Genomic DNA, 18,458 nt, shown 5'->3' on the forward strand with positions numbered 1-18,458 from the left:
GCCCGCCATGACGACCGCCCCCCTGCCCCCGGACCGCTCCGGCCCGGAGCTCACCGGCACTGACCTGTGTCTCGGTTACGCGGGTCGTCCCGTCGTGGACGGCGCCTGCATCAGCCTGGTCACCGGCGCCGTCACCGCCCTGGTCGGCCCGAACGGCAGCGGCAAGTCCACCCTGCTGCGCGCCCTGGCCCGGCTGCACCGCCCCGACTCCGGCGAGGTCCGGCTGGCCGGCGGCGCCGACGCCCTGGCCCTGTCCGCCCGCGACTTCGCCCGCCGGGTGACGCTGCTGGCGCAGAGCCGTCCCACCCCGACCGGCGTGCGCGTCAAGGACGTGGTCGGCTACGGCCGCCACCCCCACCGCGGCCGCTGGCGCGCGGGCGACCCCGGCGGCGAGGCGGCGATCGAGCACGCCATGGAGCTGACCGGCGTGCGCGCCATGGCCGCACGCGCCGTCGACGAGCTGTCCGGCGGCGAGATGCAGCGCGTGTGGCTGGCCACCTGCCTGGCCCAGGACGCCGGGGTGCTCCTGCTCGACGAGCCCACCACCTTCCTCGACCTGCGCTACCAGGTCGAGCTGCTCGAACTCGTGCGCGACCTGGCCGACCGGCACGGTGTGGCCGTCGGCGTCGTCCTGCACGACCTCAACCAGGCCGCCGAGATCGCCGACCGGGTCGTGCTGCTCCAGGGCGGCCGGGTCCGCGCGGACGGCGCGCCGCCTGAGGTGCTCACCGAGGACCTGCTCACCGAGGCCTACGGCATCCGCGTCGAGGCCACGATCGACCCGCTCACCGGACTGGTCCGCACCAGGCCGCTGGGCCGCCACCTGGCGATGAAAGGCTGAAAGATCCCCATGCGTTCCCTCCCGGCGGTCATGGCCGCCATGTTGCTGCTGACCGCCTGCGGCACGACGGAGCCCCCCGCCGCCCCCGCGGCCCGGGAGCCGTCGGCGGGCGCCGCGGCCCCGATCAGCGTGACCGACGCCCGCGGCAAGCGGGTCACCCTCGACAGGCCCGCGACCCGCGTCGTCGGCCTGGAATGGGGGGAGGTCGAGATGCTGGTCGCACTCGGGGTCCAGCCGGTCGGCGCGGCCGACGTCAAGGGCTACGGCACCTGGGTCACCGCGGCCCCGCTCGACGACTCCGTCAAGGACGTCGGCACCCGACAGGAGCCCAGCGTCGACTCCATCGCCGCCCTCCAGCCCGACCTCGTCGTCATGGAGTCCGACGACGCCGGCCTCGTCGGCCAGCTGGAGAAGATCGCCCCGGTCATCGTCGCCAAGGGCAGCGACGCCGCCGCCAACCTCACCCGCATGCGCGACGACCTCACCCTGCTCGCCACCGCCGTCGGCAGGACGGAGCAGGCGACCAAGGTGATGGCCGACTTCGACGCCGCCATGGCCGACGGCAGGACCAGGATCGCCGCCTCCGGCTCGGCCGGGCAGAAGTTCATGATGGCCGACGGCTGGAAGGACGGCAGCAAGATCTCCATCCGCCCGTTCGGCAAGGGCTCGCTGGTCTCCGACGTGGCCGAGCGGCTCGGCCTCGCCAACGCCTGGACCGGCCAGGTGGACGCGCAGTGGGGCCTCGGCAGCACCGACGTCGAGGGCATGACCGCGGTCAAGGACGAGAACCTGCGCTTCTTCTACAACGCCTCCGACGGCGTGGACGTCTTCGCCGGGCTGGCGGGCAACTCCCTGTGGAGGTCGCTGAGCTTCGTCAAGCGGAACCAGATCACCAAACTGCCCGACGGCATCTGGACCTTCGGCGGCCCCCTGTCGTGCCGGCAGTACGCCGACGCCCTGGTGAAGGCCTACGCCGGGTGATCACCGCAGTCGAGGCCCCCGCGACGCCGCTGCGCAGGCTCGGCGTCGCGGGGGCCTTCCTCGTGACCTTGGCCGTCATCGCGGCCCTCGCCGCGCTGCACCTGACGCAGGGCACCTCCGACACCGACCTGTTCGCCCTCGACGAGCAGGCGATGAACGTGCTGGTCGCCTCCCGGCTGCCGCGGCTGCTGGCGGCGGTCAGCGTCGGCGTCGCGCTCGGTGCGGCGGGCGCGCTGCTGCAGTCGGTCGCGCGCAACCCGCTGGCCTCGCCCGACACCCTCGCCGTCAGCAACGGCGCGTACCTGGCGGTCGTGCTGGCCGCCACCTTCGGGCTGAGCCTGCCGGCCTTCCTGTCCGGCGGCCTGTCCTTCCTCGGCGGCCTGGCCGCGGCCGCTCTGGTGCTCGCCCTGTCGGCGGGCGGCAGGACCGGCACCACCCGGCTGATCCTGGCCGGCTCCGCGACCGCGCTGGCCCTGCAGTCGGCGACCACCCTGCTCATGATCCTCTTCCAGGAGGAGAACACCGGCCTGTTCGCCTGGGGCAGCGGCTCGCTCGTGCAGAGCGACCTCGGTGGCGTCACCCAGATGGCCCCGGTGATCCTGGTGGCGGTCGGGGCGGCCGTCGCCCTCGGCTCCCGCCTCGACATACTCGGCCTGGGCGACGACACCGCCTCGGTGCTGGGCGTCGACGTCCGGCGGTTGCGGCTGACCGTCGTCGTGCTGGCCGTCCTGCTCTCGGCCGCCGCGGTCACCGTGGCCGGGCCCGTCGGCTTCGTGGGGCTGTGCGCGCCGGTCGTCGTCCGCCTGCTGGCCCGGCGGTTGCCCGGGCTGAGCCGGCATCGCGTCCTGGTGCCGCTCTCGGCGCTGGCCGGCGTGGTCGTCCTGCTCGCCGCCGACGTCGCGCTGCGGTTCGTGCTCGGCGCGCGGGCCGGGGTGGACGTGCCGCCTGGCGTGGTGACCGCGATGCTGGGCGCGGGCGTGCTCATGTGGCTGGCCCGCCGGCACCGCGACGCCGGTCCGGCTCGGCGGCCGCCGACCGTCCGCGCCGCCGACCCCGGCCGCGCCGCCTTCGCGGTGATCCTGTTGTCCGGTACGGCGCTGCTGGTCGTCGCCGTCGTGTTGGGCCTGCTCGGCGGCGACACCTGGTTGCTGCTCGGCGACGTCGCCAACTGGCTGCGGGGCAGGACCGGCAGGGCGCTGACGTACGTGCTCGACCAGCGCTGGCCGCGCGTCGCGGCGGCGGTCCTGGCCGGTGCGGCGCTCGCCGTCTCCGGCGTGGCCTTCCAGGCCGTCTCCCGCAACCCGCTGGCCGAGCCGGGCGTGCTCGGCGTCACCGCGGGCGCCGGCGCGGCGGCCGTCGCGACGCTCACGCTCGTGCCCATGGCCGGGATCGCGGTGGTGTCCGGCGCGGCCGGGGCCGGCGCGCTCGCCGCCTTCGCCCTGGTCCATCTGCTGGCCTGGCGCGGCGGGCTCAGCTCCGACCGGCTCGTGCTCATGGGCGTCGGCGCGCACGCGCTGTTCAACGCAGTCACCGTGCTGATCATCGTCAAGTCCGACCCGTGGAACACCGCCAAGGCGCTCACCTGGCTCTCCGGCTCCACCTACGGGCGGGTTCCGGCCCAGCTCCTGCCGGTCGCCGTGGCGCTCGCGCTCTTCCTCCCGCTCGCTCTGTGGCTGCGGCGCGACCTCGACCTGCTCGCGCTCGACGAGGACACGCCCCGGGTGCTCGGGGTGCCGCTGGAACCCGTGCGGCTGCTCGCGCTGGGCGGCGCCGTGCTCGTCACCTCCACCGCGGTCTCGGCCGTCGGCGTGGTGGGGTTCGTCGGGCTCGTCGCCCCGCACGCCGCCCGCGCGCTGGTCGGCGGCAGGCATGTGCGGCTCCTGCCCGCGGCGGCGGTGCTGGGGGCGGTGCTGGTGAGCCTGGCCGACACGCTGGGCCGTACCGTGATCGCGCCCGCCCAGGTGCCGGCCGGGCTGGTCACCTCGCTGCTCGGCACGCCGTACTTCGTGTGGCTGCTCTGGCGCTCGCGCGCCGGGGGCCGGGCCGCCGCACAGTGAGGTTCCCGGGCGTGCGGGTTCACGCCCACTCGGCGCCGAGCAGCCGTTCCAGCTCGGCCTGCGTGCGGTCGGGGTCGTAGCCGGGGACGGCCTCGCGCATGAGGTCGTGGGTGCGCCGCTGGACGTCGGCGGCGGCCGCCCGTACCGCCGCCAGCGTCTCCTCGGCCAGGTCCTGGCCGCCCAGCCGCAGGGCGCGCTGGTCGTAGCGGACGTCGAGGACGCGTCCGTCGGCGTCGACGGTCACCCGCACGTGGCCCGACGGCCCCTCGCCGGTGCCGATGACGGCCCGCAAGTCCTCCTGCGCCGACTCCAGCCAGGCCAGCATGCGCTCGCCCCGGCGGGCGGCCTCGTCCAGCTCGCGTTCGCTGATGTTGGCGGGGTCGATCTCGGGCCCGAACACGCTTCGCCTCCTAGTAAAGGTCGTTGATCGCCTGTTCGACCCGCGCGCGCACGAAGGTCTCGTCCAACGGCGCGGGCACGGCGGCGGTGGCGTCCCGCACCCCGTCGGCGATCTCCCGCGCCTGCCGCGCGGCGTCGTCCTGCGCGGCCCGCAGCACCTCGGCGGTCTTCCTGCCGAGCGCGGCCTCGTCCAGGCGCAGCGCCCGCGGGTCGATGCGCAGGCGGGTGGGGACGCCGTTGCCGTCGGCGGACGCCTCGACCAGCCCGTCGTCGCTCTCCGCGCGGCCCTCCACCCGGCCGATGGACGCCCGCGCGTCGTGCAGCGCCCGGATGGCGCGGCGGCTGTGGGCGACGTACTCGTGCAGGTACTCGGCGTCGTCCTCAGGAGCAGGTGAACGCATGTCGAACCCCCGACAGTCAGTCACGTGAACGTTCAGTGTAGAGGTAAACCTCTGTGCCGGAATTGACTGGATATGCTTTCTGGGCATGACGGGATTTGAGATCGCCGCGGGGGCGGTGGGTCGTGACGGCGCGTACGTCACCGGCCATGGGGCGAGCTACGACGCCGCGGTCACGCGGCTGCGGCAGCGGGGGAGCGGCGCCCGGACGTTCGGCGGCGAGGGGCTGTTCGCCACCATCATCGCCACCTACAACGAGTGCCTGCAGACCTCGCTCGACGCGCTGACGGGGATCGGCGGGCAGATCGCCGAGACCGGCGAGGGGCTGCGCACGGTGGCGAGGAACACCCGCGCGGCGGAGAGCGCCACCGTCGAGAGCTTCGAGAGCCCCGCATGGCGGTGACGCTCGACCCGCACGTGGCGGGCTTCCTCAACCTCATCGGTTTCCCCTGGCCGAACGACAACGAGGACGAGTGGCGTCTTGAGGCCGACGACTGGCGGGTCGTCCTCGCGGCGTCGTCGGCCCAGGGCGCCGCGGCCGACGAGTCGGTCCGCAACGCGGGGCAGTCCTACCAGGGCGACTCGGCCACGCACCTGGCCGGCCACTGGAACCAGGTCGGCGACGGCGGCGGCCACATCTCCCAGGCCGCCTCGGCGGCGAAGGTCGCGCCGGCCGTCCTCGACGGCACCGCGAACGTGGTCAGCGCGGTCAAGCTGGCCGTGGGCACGCAGGCCGCGTACGGACTGACCGCCGCCACCCAGGCGCTGCTGTTCGGCGGCGCCGCGGGCGGCATGATCGCGCTCGCCCGCATGCAGATGACCCGCCACGCGGTGGGCAGGGTGGCGCTCGAAGGCGCCGAGGGCACCGCCAGGGGCCTGGCCCCGGTGCTGAGCGGCCGGGTGACCGAGACCATGCGCCGCATCATGAAGGAGATGGAGAAGCGGCCGCACGCCCGCGACGGCATGCTCCAGATGGGGCGCAGGCGCGGCGGGGGCGGCGGCGGCAAGGGCGGGAAGGGCGGCGGCGGCTACGACCCGAACGCCTCGGCGAGCTTCGACAACGCCGCGCAGCGGATGCACGGCAGGTTGCCCAACAGCAACGACGTCAGCAAGATGACACCGGAGCAGGCGAAGCAGATGGCGGCCAAGGTCGAGGACAGCATCCTCACGCGGAGGATGAACGAGGCCCGGCTCGGCACGGACCCCGGGCACGCCGCCCGGCTGAGGCAGGAGCAGCAGCTCCTGAATGACCTTCGCCGCAAGGCCAACGAGGGGAAATAGCACCACATGCAGACACAGACGGGCGACGACCTGATGGCGCGCATCCTCGCCCGCCCCGCCGACGACGAGGCCCGCGGCCAGGCCGCCAACGACCTGCTCGACGAGCTGTTCGACGGCTATCCCGTCGAGAACCTGCGCGTCCTGCTGCGCAGCGGCGACGACGACGCCGTGCAGACCGGCGCCTGGCTGCTGTCGGAGCTGGGCGAGCCGGCCGAGCCGCTGCTGGACGAGGTCCCCGCCCTGCTGGCCCACCCGCGGACCCAGGTGCGGTTCTTCGCCGTCGAGTTCGTGCTGCTCGCCGCGGACGAGCGGCACGCCGGCGTCATCGCCCAGACCCTCGCCCTGAGCCGGACCTCCGACACCGCCATCCGGTGGAAGGTCCTGCACTTCCTGGCGATGGCCTCGACCGAACAGCTCATGGCGGGGCTGTCCCGGCTGGCCGACCCCGAGGTCGGACGGCTCGCGGCCGGGCTGGTCGCCGCCGACACCGAGGACCCCGACCCGGGCGAGGTCGTCGCCGCGCTGGAGGGCGACGACCCGGTGGCCCGCCTGTTCGCCGCGGCGATCGCGACGCGCATGGCCGAGGACGACGCGGCGTTGCTGCGTCTCGCCGCCAGGGTGAAGGACGAGGAGGTCAGCTCGTTCGCCCAGTGGCAGCTCATGCGGCTCCAGGGCTAGCGCGCACGCCTCACCGGCCGTCGAGGAGGAGCGGCGGCAGGATCAGCAGCCAGAAGACGGCGACGGCCGCGCAGCTGATCAGGGTGCGGGCGAGGCGTGACGGGGCTCGCCGCCGGCGGATCGGCGTGTCCACGGCCCTGGTCACCGCGGCTCGGACGCGGAGCCCAGGTGCTGCTCCAGCCGTTCGATGCGCTCGATGAGCGGCTGCAACTGCTGCCGCACCGCCACGGCCAGCGCCTGCGCCGGATCGCCGGCGGCCGACGTCTGGGCGCGCAGGTGCACGTAGCCGGCCAGGGCCGCCGTGACGGCCCGGCGGACCAGGCGGGACTCGGCGCCCAGCGCCCGCAGGACCCGGCCGGCGGTGCCGTCGGGCTCGGTGATCAGCCCCAGCAGCAGGTGTTCGCAGCCGACGTAGTTGTGGCCCATCGCGGTCGCCTCGGTGACCGTCAGTTCGAGGGCGCCGGCGGCGGCGTCGCTGAAGTGCACCACCGGGTTCCCGCCGGCTCCGCCTTCCTCGCCGGCCGGCTGCCGGTCCAGGTCGCGCTGGACCTGGGCGGGGTCGATGTCGACCGCTCTGAGCACGTGCAGCGCCAGGTTCTGCCCCTCGGCCAGCATCCCGGCCAGCAGGTGCCCGGTGCCGACGGCCGGCGCCGCGTCGGCGCGGGCCCGGTCGATGGCCAGCTTGACGACCGTGCGGGCGCGGTCGGTGAAGCGTGGCAGCCGTTCGGCCAGGTCGCCGGCGTCCAGTTCGCCGAGGGCGGTCTGGCGGATGGCGGTGATCCTGCGCACCGCCTGCTCCAGCGCGCGCTGGCAGATCGCCGACACCGGGACGCCGGCGGCCTTGACCGCCTCGGCCAGCTCGTCGGGGAGGTACACGTTGATCTTCGGCATGGCGACGCCTTTCCAGCCTTGGGGGTATCGGCGGGTTATCTCCTACCTATACACCCATAGGGGTTAGCTGTTCCAGACTTTATGCCCCCAAGGAAATTGACAACAGGCGGTTTCAGCCACCACCCTTTCACTATTCAATTAGTGAAAGGGTGGTCCGTTGATCGAGTTCAGCCTGGACCGCGGCTCGGGGGTCTCGCGCTACCTTCAGCTCGTCCACCAGGTCAAACAGGCGCTCCGGCTGGGCACGCTGCGGCCCGGCGACCAGTTGCCGACCGCCCGCGAGGTGGTCGAGAGCCTGGCCATCAACCCCAACACCGTGCTCAAGGCGTACCGGGAGCTGGAACGCGAAGGGCTGGTCGAGGGGCGGCCGGGGATGGGCACGTTCGTCCGGAAGGGCGTCGCGGGGGCGACGCTCGCCGAGCACACGCGGTTGCGACGCGGTCTGGAGGCGTGGGTGCGGCAGGCCCGGTCGGCGGGGCTCGATCAGGAGGACCTGCGGGCGTTGTTCGCCGTGGTCCTGGCCGACGCCGCGAAGGAGGAAGTGGCATGAGCCCCGCGCTGGAGGCGACCGGGCTGGGGGTGCGTCATCGCCGTACCTGGGTGTTACGCGACCTTTCGCTGGCCGTGCCCGCGGGGCGCGTGGCGGCGCTCGTCGGGCCCAACGGCGCGGGCAAGACCACGCTCATGCACGCGGTCGTCGGCCTGCTGCGGCCCGCGGCGGGGAGCGTCCGCGTGACCGGCGAGGCGGCGTTCGTGGCGCAGGACAAGCCGCTGTACGAGAGCTTCACCGTCGCCGAGATGCTCGCCTTCGGCCGCCGCATGAACACCCGCTGGGACGACGCGGCCGCCGCCGACCGGCTCACCCGGCTGGGCGTCCCGCTGGGGCGCAAGGTGAGCGCGCTGTCGGGCGGGCAGCAGGCGCAGGTGGCGGTCACCCTGGCGCTGGCGAGCCGGCCCGACCTGCTCGTGCTGGACGAGCCGCTGGCCAACCTCGACCCCCTGGCCCGCCACGACGTGATGCGCTCGATCATGGCCGAGGCCGCGGACCGGGCGCTGACCGTGCTGCTGTCCTCGCACGTCGTCTCCGACCTGGAGGACACCTGCGACTGGCTGATCCTGCTGAACGGGGGCCGGGTGCAGGTCAGCGGTGACATCGAGGAACTGCTGGAGGGGCATCTCGTGCTCACCGGACCGCAGGAGGCGTCGACGGCGGGGACGCGGGTGGTGGCCGAGAGCCGTACCGGCAGACAGGCCGCGCTGCTGGTGAGAGGCGGGCCGCCGCTCGATCCGCGCTGGCAGGCGCGCCGCCCCGGCCTGGACGAGCTCGTCATGGGCTACCTGCGCAGCCCCGGGTCGGCGGCGCTGCCGCACCTGACGGAGGTGGACGCGTGATCTGGGTGACGTGGCGCCAGCACCGGGCGCAGATCGTCGTGACGGCGGGGTTCCTGGCGTTGCTGGGGCTGCTGCTGCTGGGCTCGGCGGCGGAGGCCGGCTGGTACGTGGCCGAGCACGCCCCGCCCGGCTGCCCGGGGCCCGCCGTGGCCTGCGGAGAGCTGGCGGTGGCGCTCGGCGAGCGCTACGACGCGGTGTACTCGGTGTTCGGCTGGATGCCGCTGGTGGCGCCGGCGCTGATCGGGGCGTTCTGGGGCGCGCCGCTGCTCGGCCGGGAGTACGAGCGCGGCACCCACCGCCTGGCCTGGACCCAGGCCGTGCCCGTGTGGCGGTGGCTGGCGGTCAAACTGTCGATCCTGGGCGGCGCGGTCGTGGCGGGCGGCCTGCTGCTGTCGATCATGGTGAGCCTGTGGCGGCCGGTGTTCAGGGAGGGGGTCGACTCCACGTTCGGCAACCTCGGGACGTTCAACATGGTCGGGGTGGAGCCGGCGGCGTGGTGGTTGTACGCGTTCGCGCTCGGCACCGCCGCCGGCACCCTGTTCCGCCGTACGCTGCCCGCGATGGCGCTGGTCGTGGCGGGGGTGACGGTGACGATGTTCACGCTGTTCCAGCTGAGCGACCACTACGCCGAGCCGGCGCGCGCCGTGCTGTCCGGCACCGTGGTGCTGGACGACCCCGACGCCCGGCTGGTGAGCGCCGCCTGGGTGGAGCCGTCCGGGAGGGAGGTCGCCGAGCCGGCCGGCACCGGCTGCCCGCGCCGGGTCGACGTCGGCCAGAGCGGCAAGAACGCAGAAGCCTGGCAGGCGTGCCTGTTCGGCAAGGGGTACCGGTACGCGGTGTACCACCATCCGCCGTCCAGGTTCTGGCGCTTCCAGTGGACCGAGGCGGGGATCCTGGTGCTCCTGTCGGCGGCCCTCGGCGGCCTGGCCGTGCGCCGCGCCCTCCGCCGTACCGGCTGACCGGCTGACCGGCCGATACGGCGGCGCACGTCAGCGGACGGGCGGATCCCACCAGGTCAGGTTGGCGGCGGCCTGGGACACCGGTTCGATGATCTCCCACGCCTCGGCGATGCGGCCGCCGTCCAGGCGCCAGATGTCCACGACCACGATCTCCGGGCCGCCGTCCGGCGCCTGGCGGCGCGAGTGCATCACGACGTGGTCGCCGTCGGCCAGCACGTGGTCGATCTCCACGCGCATGCCGGCCAGCGGGACGAGCGCGGCACGCACGGCGCCGAGCCATTCCGTCTTGGTCGAGGCCGCCGAACCGGGCCGGTGGTGGCGGAAGTCGTCGCTCAGCAGGGGCGCGAGCGCGTCGACGTCGCCCGTCCCGATCAGTTCCGTCAGCGCGCGCTGCACGACGGCCTTGTTGTCGTTCGTCATGGGGACACTCTGGCCAGCCCTGCCGGGGATGTCGATGAAAAGGGATTTCATGGCGGACGTCCAGTAGTCTCGGCGGCCATGCGGACTGTCGGGGACATGTTGCGGCAATGGCGGCACCGAAGGCGGCTCAGCCAGCTCGATCTCGCGCTCGCCGCCGGCGTCTCGGCCCGGCACGTGAGCCTGGTGGAGACCGGTAAGTCCAACCCGAGCGCCGAGATGATCCTGCGGCTGGCCGGCCGGCTGGACGTACCGCTGCGGGAGCGCAACCGGCTGCTGCTCGCCGCCGGCTTCGCCCCCCGGTACGCCGAGCGGCCGCTCACCGGGGACGCGCTGTCGACGGCAGGGGAGGCGATCGCGCGGGTGCTGCGCGCCCACGAGCCGTACCCGGCGGTCGTCCTCGACCGCCGGTGGAACATCGTGATGAGCAACCGGGCCATCGACCCGTTCCTCGTGGACGTCGCGCCCGACCTGCGGCGCGCGCCGGTCAACATCGTCCGGCTGGGGCTGGAGCGCGGCGGGCTCGCACCCCGGATCGTCAACCTGCCCGAGGTGCGCGCGGTGCTCCGGGCCCGGATCTCACGCCAGCTCGCCGTCGCCCCCGACGCCGAGCTGCAGGCGATCTACGAGGAGCTGCTCGCGCCGGGCTTGGAGGAGGCGGGCCGGTCGGCCGAGTCGGAGGTCACCGTCCCGATGATCTTCCGGTTCGGCGACGCCGAACTGCGGCTGTTCTCGACCACCACCACGTTCGGCACCCCGATGGACATCACGCTGGACGAGATCTCGATCGAGTCGTACTACCCGGCCGACGCCGAGACCGCCGCCTATTTCGTGAAGTTCGGCGCGGAGGTGCTGGCGGGGGAGTGACCGCGTGGGCGGGTTCTCCCGGTACGGACCGGGTGCCCCCGATCGGCGATGACGTTCGTCATCGCCGATCGTCCACTTCCGCATCTGCCGGTCGGACGGCGGCGCGGCGGAGACTTTCCGGCGACGGCGACTTCGTGCCCCCTTCGGATCCTCCCGGAGAGAAGGGGCCTCGAAGCCTGAGCACTCCGGAAGGGAACACTCCGATGAGCAAGGTCATCTGCGCCCACGCGGTGTCGGTCGACGGCTTCATCACCGGCCGCGACCCCGGCGCCGGGCGCGGCCTCGGCGACGCGTCCATGCTGTTCGACTGGTACTTCGACGGCGACACCCCCAGCCAGGTCTTCGACGGGTTCAAGCTGAGCGCGCCCAGCGCCCGGCTCTTCGACGCCCTGGCCGCCCGCGTCGGCGCGATCGTCGCCGGACGCCGCACCTACGACGACTCCGACCACTTCGGCGGCGGCAGCCCCCACCCGGGCGTCCCCCTGATCGTCCTCAGCCACCGCCCGGCGCCGGAGATCACCGGCCGCCAGACGCTGGTCACCACCGGCGTCCACGACGCGATCGCCGCCGCCCGCCAGGCCGCCGGCGGCAAGGACGTCGGCCTCATGGGCGGCGGCGTGGTCACCGAGGCGCTGCGGGCGGGCCTGGTCGACGAGGTGGTCCTGCACCAGGTGCCCGTCCTGCTCGGCGGCGGCCGGCCGTTCTTCGGTGAGCTGCCGGAGCACGTACGCCTGCGCCTGGTCGAGGCCGTGCCCGCGCCGGGCGTGACCCACCTGCGCTACGAGGTGGCCCGATGATCCTCGTCACCGGAGGGCTCGGCATGATCGGCGCGCACACCGCCCGCGCGCTCGCCGACCTCGGACGCCGGGTCGTCGTCACCGCGCACCGCCGGGCCGAGGTCCCCTCGTTCCTGGCCGGCCGGGTCGCCGTGGAGCCGCTGGACGTCACCGACCGGGACGCCTTCCTGGCCCTGGCCGCCCGCCACGACGTCGGCGACATCGTCCACCTGGCCGGCGGCATCCCCGGCGCGGACCCGGTGGACTTCTTCCGCGCGGACACCACCGGCCTGCTCAACGCGCTGGAGGTGGCGCGGGCCAGGGGCGTGCGCAGGTTCGCCATCGCGAGCAGCCTCGGCGTCTACGCCGGGCGGCCGGAGACCCGGTGGCACGAGGAGCTGCCGCTGCCCGCCGCGGACCTGCCGCACCCGATCGTCGCCCTCAAGAAGGCCGCCGAGCCCCTGACCACGCACGGCCTCCAGGGCAGCGGGGTCCAGCCGGTCGTGCTCAGGATCGGCAGCGTGTGGGGGCCGCTGATGGACCCGGAGTCGCCGTTCAACCACATCCCGCCGTACGTCGGCGCCGCCCTGCGGGGCGAGCGGCCGCCGCCGCTGCACGCCGGCGACGGCGGCGACACCTGCTACGCGCCCGACGCCGGGCGCGCGATCGCCCTGCTGATGACCGCGCGAGCCCTGCCGCACACCGTCTACAACGTCTCCAGCGGCCGGCCGTTCACCAACCGCGACCTGGCCGACGCCGTACGGGCGGCCGTCCCCGGCTCCCGGCCCGGCCTCCTGTCCGGACGATCCGGCCCTGACGGGGACGACCCCTGCCTCGACATCGCCCGGCTCACCCGCGACACCGGCTTCGAGCCGGCCTTCGACCTGGCCGCGGCGGTCGCCGACTACGTCGCCTGGCGCGCCCGCAACCCCCGCTGACGCGACCGGGCGAGCGGCCCGGGGTCAGACCACCTCGAAGGTGCTCATCATGGCCATGTCCTCATGTTCGAGGTTGTGGCAGTGCAGGACGTACCGGCCTCGGTAGCCGGTGAAACGGGTGATGATCTCCACGGTCTGCGCCTCCCGCAGCTCGACGGTGTCCTTCCACTCCGGCGGGCCGTCCGGCCGTTCGCCGCCGACCGAGAGCACCTGGAAGGGCGCCAGATGCAGGTGCACGGGGTGGGCGACGTCGCTGGTCACCCGCCAGATCTCGACCTGGCCGAGCTTGGGCCGGGCATCGACGCGGCGCACGTCGAAGGGCTTGCCGTTGATCAGCCAGCCGGTGTGGCCGCGCAGGTCGCCGCTGCTGAACTCGAAGTCGCGGGTCACCGCGGCCGCGGCCGGGTCGAGGCGTTCGACGGTGGACAGGACCTTGGGGATCGCCGAGTCGTCGCGGGCGTCGCGCTCGACGGTGAACCGCATCACCCGGGCCTGCGGCCCTTCCCCGAGCAGGTTGCGCAGCTCGACGTGGTCGCCGACCCGGTAGGCGGCGAAGTCCACGATCACGTCCGCGCGTTCCCCGGGCGCCAGCCGGATCCGCTGGAGCGGACGCGGCGCCGCCAGCAGGCCGCCGTCGCTGCCGATCTGGGTCAGGGTGCCGCCGGGCGACAGGGCCAGCTCGTACGTGCGGGCGTTGGAGGCGTTGAGCAGTCGCAGCCGGTATCGGGCGCGGTCCACGCCCAGCCGCGGCCAGGGCGCGCCGTTGACCAGGATGACGTCCCCCAGCACGCCGCCCATGAACGCCTCGCGGGCGCCGGGGCCGTCCTGCCTGCCGGGGTAGGGCATCGTCCCGTCGGCCTGGAAGGCGCGGTCGCAGATCAGCAGCGGCACGTCCCGCTCGCCCGACGGGAGCGGCAGCCGGTCCTGCTCGTCGTCGTCCACGATGAAGAAGCCGGCCAGGCCGCGCCAGACCTGCGGCCCGGTGTAGTCCATGCGGTGGTCGTGGTACCACAGCGTGGCCGCGCGCTGCTCCAGCGGGAAGACGTGGTCGCGGTGCGCGCCCGGCTGCACCAGGTCGGTGGGGAAGCCGTCGGACTCGGGCGGGGTGTGCCCGCCGTGCAGGTGGGTGACCGTCGGGGCGGGCAGCCGGTTGCCGACGCGCACGACGGTCCGGCGGCCGGAACGCGCCCGGATGGTGGGGCCGGGGAACTGCCCGTCGTACCCCCAGACCGGGGTGCGCAGGCCCGGCAGGATCTCCACCTCGGCCGGGCGCTGGAGGAGTTCGTAGTAGTCGGCGCCCGCGTCCGTCCTGGCCGGTCTGGCCACGGCGGGCCGCGGGAGCGGCACGGCGTACGGCGCGGGCAGCGGCGCCTGGCTGGTCATCAGCTGGGGCAGCGGGGTGCGGGTCAGCAGCGAGCAGCCCGAGACGCCCGAGACGCCCAGCGCCGCGCCCACGCCGAGCAGCCGCAGCGCCTGCCGCCTGGTCATGCCGGTCATGCCGGTCATGCCGACGTCGTCCGGAGGCGGCCGGCGGACCAGACCCGCGCGGTCTGCACCATGCTGCCGCCGAACATCAGCACGCCGAGCGGCACGTGCACGCCCTTCACGTGCGCCATGCCCAGCGCCATCTGGACCAGCGTCGCCACCAGCATGCCGACGGCGGCCAGGATGGCCGCCCGCTGCTTGGTCATCACCGCGGCGACCAGGTACAGCAGCACGGTGGCCGCGACGGCCATCGCCGTGGCGCTGTGGGCGGCCCGGCCGCCCGGCGAGCTGAGCAGCAGCCCGGCGGTGACGGCCTGCAGCAGCAGGGCGACGGTCTGCGCGGCGAGCGCGATACGCAGGAACATGACGGTTCTCCTAACGGGACGAGGTCGAGGGACGGGCGGCGACCGCGGCGACGACGACCAGCACGAAGGCGGCCAGCGCGGTCAGGGTGCGCAGGGTGTGGAACAGCTCCCACCGGTGGAAGACCTCCGCGTGACCGGCCGGCACGGAGCCGGCGGCCCACTCGCGGAACCGCGCGTGCAGCGGGACGTTGCCGAACACGGTGATCAGCAGCGAGGCCACCGCCAGCGCGGCGGCGCCGGAAGCCAGCCGGCGCGGCAGGTCGCGACCGGCGAGCGCCAGCCCGAGGGTGGTCAGGATGGCCAGGGCCATCGCGCTCTGCATGACCGGCTCGTTGACCTTCATCATCGTGGTGTGGAAGGTCAGGCGGACGTCCAGCGGCACGGCGCCGAACGTGGGCACCACGTTGGCGGCGCCGTATCCGAACGCGCCCGCGAGCAGCCCGGTCGCCAGCAGCGCGGCGCCCTGGAGGTACCTGACTCGGGTTCTCATGTCTGGTAATCGTCGTCCGGCCGGGGCTCCGTGGCGTCCCACCGGCGGACTCATCTGCCGCTACCCCAGCGGGATCAAATGCCGGCCGCGTCTACGACGACGGATGTAGTGCCGCGCTACCGCGCCGTACCACCGGCGCCGTAAAAAGGCCCGTGACCAGGGCGTTCCTGGTCACGGGCCGAGGTGTACGCGGGGCCGTCAGGCGTCGCAGAACCAGCCGTTCTCGACCCAGCCGTTGGCGTTGACGTTGCCGTAGGCGAAGCCGTACACCCATTCCTTGTAGGCGCCGTCGAAGCCCTTGACGGTGAAGCTCTGGCCCCGGTGGAGGGTGCCGACGAAGTCGCGGACCATCAGGTCGTCCGCGCACACCGTCAGCCGGCGGCCGACGTCGTCCGCCCCCGCGTACGGGTACGGTCCGGCGGCCTGGGCCACCCCGCCGCTCACGGCGAGCACCGCCGCCAGCGTGCCCGTGCCGACGATGAGCCGTGCGATGTGCTTGCGCGTTTTCATCGAAACCGGTCGTCCTCTCGGTCTTCGGGAATCTCCGTGCGGCAAGCTACCCGGCCAGGCCGAAAAATGGGGGGTTTCCGATATTTCCGGGCGTTAACGAAGGTAGGAGGCGCCGTTGAGGTCGAGGACGGTGCCGCTGGCCCACTCGGCCGCCGGCGAGGCCAGGTAGAGCACGGCGGCGGCGATCTCGTCCGCCTCCCCGACCCGGCCGAACGGGCTCTGCGCGCGGATCGCGTCCCCCGCGGGCGGCTTGAGGTGCTCGGTGGTCATGTCCGTCGCCACGAAGCCGGGGGCCACGGCGGCGACCGCGATGCCGTGCGGGGCGAGGGCCACGGCCAGCGACTGGCTCATCGCGTTCAGGCCCGCCTTGCTGGCCCCGTAGCCGGGGGCGTCGGGCTCGCCGCGGAAGGCGCCGCGGGAGCTGACGTTCACGATGCGGCCGCCGGCGCGCATGTGGCGCAGGGCGCACCAGGCCAGGTTGGCCGGGCCCATCAGGTTCACCTCGAACGCCTGGCGCCAGGCGGCCTGCCACTCCTCGTACGACGTCGTGGCGATGGGGTGAAGATGGTAGACGCCCGCGTTGTTGACCAGGACGTCGAGCCCGCCCAGCGCCCCCGCCGCCTCGTCGGCCATGCGCCGCACGCCCTCGGGGTCGGCCAGATCGGCCTGGACGACGACGTGCCCCGAACCGGCCAGCTCGCCGAGCACGCCCTCGGCCGCCCGCGCCGAGTCGCGATGGTGGACCGCGACCCGGTCACCCTGGGCGGCGAACGCGATCGCCACCGCCCTGCCGATGCCCCTGGACGCTCCCGTGACGAGTACCGCGCGACCGCTCACCCGCCGCACCCTAGCAGCCGCCCGCCGAAGGCTTCCGCGGGCCCCGCAGGCGCCGGGTCAGCCGCCGTGTTCGGCCCAGTCGTGCAGGGCGTCGACGGTGCCGGAGGCGTCGAGGTTGAGCGCCGCCTCGATCAGCGCCAGATGCGTGAACGCCTGCGGATAGTTCCCCGCCATGTGCCCGTCGCCGGTCATCTCCTCGGCGAACAGCCCGAGCGGCTCGGCCCGCGCGCACAGCGTCTCGAACCGGTCGCGGGCCTCGGCCGTCCGACCGGCCAGCACCAGCGCCGAGACCATCTCGAACGAGCACATCAGGAACGCCCCCTCCGGCCCGTCCACGCCGTCGCGGGTGGTCTCGGGGTCGTAGCGGTGCACGAGCGCGCCGCCCTCGCCCAGGCGGGCCTGGATGTGGTCGAGGGTGCCGAGCACGCGGGGGTCGTCGCCGTCCAGGAAGCCGAGCAGCGGCAGCCGCAGCAGCGAGCCGTCGGCCTGCTCGGACCCGTAGGACTGGGTGAAGGCGCCGACGTCGGCGTTGTAGCCGCGCTCCAGCAGCTCGGCGCGGACGGCCGCGCGCTCGGCCCGCCACTGCGCCAGGGGCAGGCCGGGCTCGCCGGTCGCCTCCGCCAGCCGGACCGCGCGGTCGAAGCAGACCCAGGCGTACAGCTTGGAGTAGGTCCAGTGACGTTCGCCGCCGCGCACCTCCCAGATGCCGGCGTCCGGCTCCCGCCACCGCTCGCGGGCCCGCTCCACCAGCCGCCACAACACCGGGCCGCCGCTCAGCTCGCCGGTGACGCCGTGGTAGGCCATGGCCGCGTCCAGGATGTGGCCGTAACCGTCGAGCTGGTGCTGACCCGCGGCGCCGTTGCCGATGCGCACCGGACGCGAGCCCGCGTACCCCTCCAGATGGCCGAGGACGGTCTCGCCGGCGACCGGCCCGCCGCCGACGCCGAACACCGGCGGCAGGTCGCCCTCGTGGATCGCGCACTGGCCGAGCAGGAACGTCAGGTAGCGGCCCGCCTCCTCGCGATGGCCCAGGCGCAGCAGCGCCAGCACCATGAGCGCGGCGTCGCGGTGCCACACGTAGCGGTAGTCCCAGTTGCGCTGGCCGCCGAGCCACTCCGGCAGCGACGTCGTGGGCGCCGCGAGCAGCCCGCCGCTCTCGTCGAACAGCAGCCCGCGCAGCACGACCGCGCTGTGCCGCACCTGCCGCGCCCCCACCCCGTCGTAGGCCGACCGCGACGACCACGACCGCCACGACCGCACGGTATCGGCCAGCAGCCGCTCGGGGTCGCCGACGGGCGCGTGCCCCTGACCCGCGTAGTCGAGCGCGACCGCCCACGACTCGCCCGCGCCGAGCGTGGTCTCGGCCATGAGCCCTGTCGTCGGCCCTTCCGCCGGTTCCGCCATGCCGGTCAGCAGCAGGCCGGACTCCTCGGCCAGCACGCCGTCGCGCGGCGTCCAGCGGGCCTCGCGGGTGGCGTAGTCGGGCCTGGCCAGCACCCGCGAGCGCACGACCGCCCGCCCCCGCTCGCACCGGGCCCACCGCACCAGCAGCCGGACGGGCACCACGCCGCTGCCGCCCGTCCCCGGCGGCGACGTGGCGAAGAAGTCGTGCACCACGACCTCGCAGTCGCGGCCGACCCAGCGGGTGCGCAGCACCAGCGTCTCCTCGACGTAACCGCGCGCCTCGACCCGCGCGCCGGCCACGTCGAACTCCCACGCCCCGCCGAGCCGCCGGTCGAGGATGCGCGCGAACACGCTCGGGCCGTCGAAGCGCGGCGCGCACATCCACTCCACCGCCCCGCCGGGCGCGACCAGTGCCGCCGTGTGACAGTCCGACAGGAACGCGTACGCCCCGATCGGTGGAAATCCCCCGGCCATCCGTGCACCCCGTACCTC

Annotated in this window: 23 protein-coding genes; 12 read left to right on the plus strand and 11 right to left on the minus strand. The window is 74.1% G+C overall.

The genetic code is table 11. From position 1 onward, the window contains the following. Nucleotides 1–7: 7 nt before the first annotated feature. Genes ACFYUV_RS05065 through ACFYUV_RS05075 form a run of 3 tightly spaced genes read left to right on the plus strand, consistent with a single transcriptional unit; the run spans nt 8 to nt 3,879 of the window. Entirely contained in the window at nt 8–841 is an 834-nt protein-coding gene (locus ACFYUV_RS05065) for an ABC transporter ATP-binding protein (protein ID WP_387664999.1), read from the plus strand. A 9-nt stretch (nt 842–850) separates the two neighbouring features. After that, nucleotides 851–1,822 carry an ABC transporter substrate-binding protein gene (locus tag ACFYUV_RS05070; RefSeq protein WP_387665002.1) on the plus strand — a complete coding sequence of 324 codons (972 nt, stop codon included), beginning with the start codon at nt 851–853 and terminating at the stop codon, nt 1,820–1,822. Then, nucleotides 1,819–3,879, plus strand: coding sequence for an iron ABC transporter permease (locus ACFYUV_RS05075; protein ID WP_387665005.1), 2,061 nt, complete (start codon nt 1,819–1,821; stop codon nt 3,877–3,879). Before ACFYUV_RS05070 ends, ACFYUV_RS05075 begins: the two co-directional genes overlap by 4 nt. A 19-nt stretch (nt 3,880–3,898) precedes the next feature. Here the strand turns inward: ACFYUV_RS05075 and ACFYUV_RS05080 are convergent, their stop codons facing one another. Together ACFYUV_RS05080 and ACFYUV_RS05085 are read right to left on the minus strand one after the other, a co-directional pair. After that, on the minus strand, nt 3,899–4,279 hold the full coding sequence (locus ACFYUV_RS05080) for a YbaB/EbfC family nucleoid-associated protein (RefSeq protein WP_387665008.1): 381 nt from the start codon (nt 4,277–4,279) through the stop codon (nt 3,899–3,901). Between the two features lie 10 nt (nt 4,280–4,289). After that, complete coding sequence (locus ACFYUV_RS05085) at nt 4,290–4,703, minus strand: YbaB/EbfC family nucleoid-associated protein (protein WP_387665011.1); 414 nt, start codon at nt 4,701–4,703, stop codon at nt 4,290–4,292. A gap of 61 nt (nt 4,704–4,764) precedes the next feature. Between ACFYUV_RS05085 and ACFYUV_RS05090 the strand changes: the two genes are divergently transcribed. From ACFYUV_RS05090 to ACFYUV_RS05100, 3 genes are read left to right on the plus strand one after another with little or no spacing between them, the layout of a single operon-like run. Then, entirely contained in the window at nt 4,765–5,079 is a 315-nt protein-coding gene (locus ACFYUV_RS05090; protein WP_387665014.1) for a hypothetical protein, read from the plus strand. Then, nucleotides 5,070–5,957, plus strand: a complete 888-nt coding sequence (locus ACFYUV_RS05095) for a hypothetical protein (protein ID WP_387665017.1) — start codon at nt 5,070–5,072, stop codon at nt 5,955–5,957. The genes ACFYUV_RS05090 and ACFYUV_RS05095 overlap by 10 nt, the downstream gene beginning before the upstream one ends. Before the next feature lie 6 nt (nt 5,958–5,963). Next, nucleotides 5,964–6,635: a hypothetical protein gene (locus ACFYUV_RS05100; RefSeq protein ID WP_387665019.1), complete on the plus strand. Its 672-nt coding sequence runs from the start codon at nt 5,964–5,966 to the stop codon at nt 6,633–6,635. A gap of 10 nt (nt 6,636–6,645) precedes the next feature. On the opposite strand, the gene ACFYUV_RS05105 is transcribed toward ACFYUV_RS05100, so the two are convergent. Then, entirely contained in the window at nt 6,646–6,780 is a 135-nt protein-coding gene (locus tag ACFYUV_RS05105) for a hypothetical protein (protein WP_387665021.1), read from the minus strand. After that, entirely contained in the window at nt 6,777–7,526 is a 750-nt protein-coding gene (locus ACFYUV_RS05110; protein ID WP_387665023.1) for a Clp protease N-terminal domain-containing protein, read from the minus strand. The genes ACFYUV_RS05105 and ACFYUV_RS05110 overlap by 4 nt, the downstream gene beginning before the upstream one ends. 157 nt (nt 7,527–7,683) lie before the next feature. On the opposite strand from ACFYUV_RS05110, the gene ACFYUV_RS05115 reads away from it, so the two are divergent. From ACFYUV_RS05115 to ACFYUV_RS05125, 3 genes are read left to right on the plus strand one after another with little or no spacing between them, the layout of a single operon-like run. Beyond that, entirely contained in the window at nt 7,684–8,076 is a 393-nt protein-coding gene (locus ACFYUV_RS05115; protein WP_387665025.1) for a GntR family transcriptional regulator, read from the plus strand. Then, nucleotides 8,073–8,918: an ABC transporter ATP-binding protein gene (locus ACFYUV_RS05120; RefSeq protein ID WP_387665027.1), complete on the plus strand. Its 846-nt coding sequence runs from the start codon at nt 8,073–8,075 to the stop codon at nt 8,916–8,918. The genes ACFYUV_RS05115 and ACFYUV_RS05120 overlap by 4 nt, the downstream gene beginning before the upstream one ends. Then, nucleotides 8,915–9,877 carry a hypothetical protein gene (locus ACFYUV_RS05125; protein ID WP_387665029.1) on the plus strand — a complete coding sequence of 321 codons (963 nt, stop codon included), beginning with the start codon at nt 8,915–8,917 and terminating at the stop codon, nt 9,875–9,877. Before ACFYUV_RS05120 ends, ACFYUV_RS05125 begins: the two co-directional genes overlap by 4 nt. A 30-nt stretch (nt 9,878–9,907) precedes the next feature. On the opposite strand, the gene ACFYUV_RS05130 is transcribed toward ACFYUV_RS05125, so the two are convergent. Next, on the minus strand, nt 9,908–10,297 hold the full coding sequence (locus tag ACFYUV_RS05130; protein ID WP_387665031.1) for a nuclear transport factor 2 family protein: 390 nt from the start codon (nt 10,295–10,297) through the stop codon (nt 9,908–9,910). Nucleotides 10,298–10,375: 78 nt separating this feature from the next. Here ACFYUV_RS05130 and ACFYUV_RS05135 point away from each other — a divergent pair, with 78 nt between their 5' ends. The 3 genes from ACFYUV_RS05135 to ACFYUV_RS05145 all read left to right on the plus strand — a co-directional run bounded on the left by ACFYUV_RS05135 (nt 10,376) and on the right by ACFYUV_RS05145 (nt 12,875). Next, nucleotides 10,376–11,161 carry a helix-turn-helix domain-containing protein gene (locus tag ACFYUV_RS05135; RefSeq protein WP_387665034.1) on the plus strand — a complete coding sequence of 262 codons (786 nt, stop codon included), beginning with the start codon at nt 10,376–10,378 and terminating at the stop codon, nt 11,159–11,161. A gap of 203 nt (nt 11,162–11,364) precedes the next feature. Further along, entirely contained in the window at nt 11,365–11,958 is a 594-nt protein-coding gene (locus ACFYUV_RS05140) for a dihydrofolate reductase family protein (RefSeq protein ID WP_387665037.1), read from the plus strand. Next, nucleotides 11,955–12,875: an NAD-dependent epimerase/dehydratase family protein gene (locus ACFYUV_RS05145; protein ID WP_387665039.1), complete on the plus strand. Its 921-nt coding sequence runs from the start codon at nt 11,955–11,957 to the stop codon at nt 12,873–12,875. Before ACFYUV_RS05140 ends, ACFYUV_RS05145 begins: the two co-directional genes overlap by 4 nt. A 24-nt stretch (nt 12,876–12,899) precedes the next feature. On the opposite strand, the gene ACFYUV_RS05150 is transcribed toward ACFYUV_RS05145, so the two are convergent. From ACFYUV_RS05150 to ACFYUV_RS05175, 6 genes are all read right to left on the minus strand, one after another. Further along, nucleotides 12,900–14,381 carry a multicopper oxidase family protein gene (locus ACFYUV_RS05150; protein WP_387665042.1) on the minus strand — a complete coding sequence of 494 codons (1,482 nt, stop codon included), beginning with the start codon at nt 14,379–14,381 and terminating at the stop codon, nt 12,900–12,902. Beyond that, nucleotides 14,378–14,725: a hypothetical protein gene (locus ACFYUV_RS05155; RefSeq protein ID WP_387665044.1), complete on the minus strand. Its 348-nt coding sequence runs from the start codon at nt 14,723–14,725 to the stop codon at nt 14,378–14,380. The genes ACFYUV_RS05150 and ACFYUV_RS05155 overlap by 4 nt, the downstream gene beginning before the upstream one ends. 10 nt (nt 14,726–14,735) lie before the next feature. After that, a complete protein-coding gene (locus tag ACFYUV_RS05160) occupies nt 14,736–15,215 on the minus strand; it encodes an anthrone oxygenase family protein (protein ID WP_387665046.1) in 480 nt (159 codons plus the stop codon). A gap of 198 nt (nt 15,216–15,413) precedes the next feature. Continuing rightward, a complete protein-coding gene (locus ACFYUV_RS05165) occupies nt 15,414–15,725 on the minus strand; it encodes a hypothetical protein (RefSeq protein WP_387665049.1) in 312 nt (103 codons plus the stop codon). A gap of 93 nt (nt 15,726–15,818) precedes the next feature. Next, nucleotides 15,819–16,562, minus strand: a complete 744-nt coding sequence (locus ACFYUV_RS05170; protein ID WP_387665051.1) for an SDR family NAD(P)-dependent oxidoreductase — start codon at nt 16,560–16,562, stop codon at nt 15,819–15,821. Between the two features lie 57 nt (nt 16,563–16,619). Further along, complete coding sequence (locus ACFYUV_RS05175) at nt 16,620–18,440, minus strand: glycoside hydrolase family 15 protein (RefSeq protein WP_387665054.1); 1,821 nt, start codon at nt 18,438–18,440, stop codon at nt 16,620–16,622. Between the last annotated feature and the right edge of the window lie 18 nt (nt 18,441–18,458).

Origin of the sequence: Nonomuraea sp. NPDC003560 (genome assembly GCF_042878785.1) — a bacterium.
GTDB lineage: Bacteria > Actinomycetota > Actinomycetes > Streptosporangiales > Streptosporangiaceae > Nonomuraea.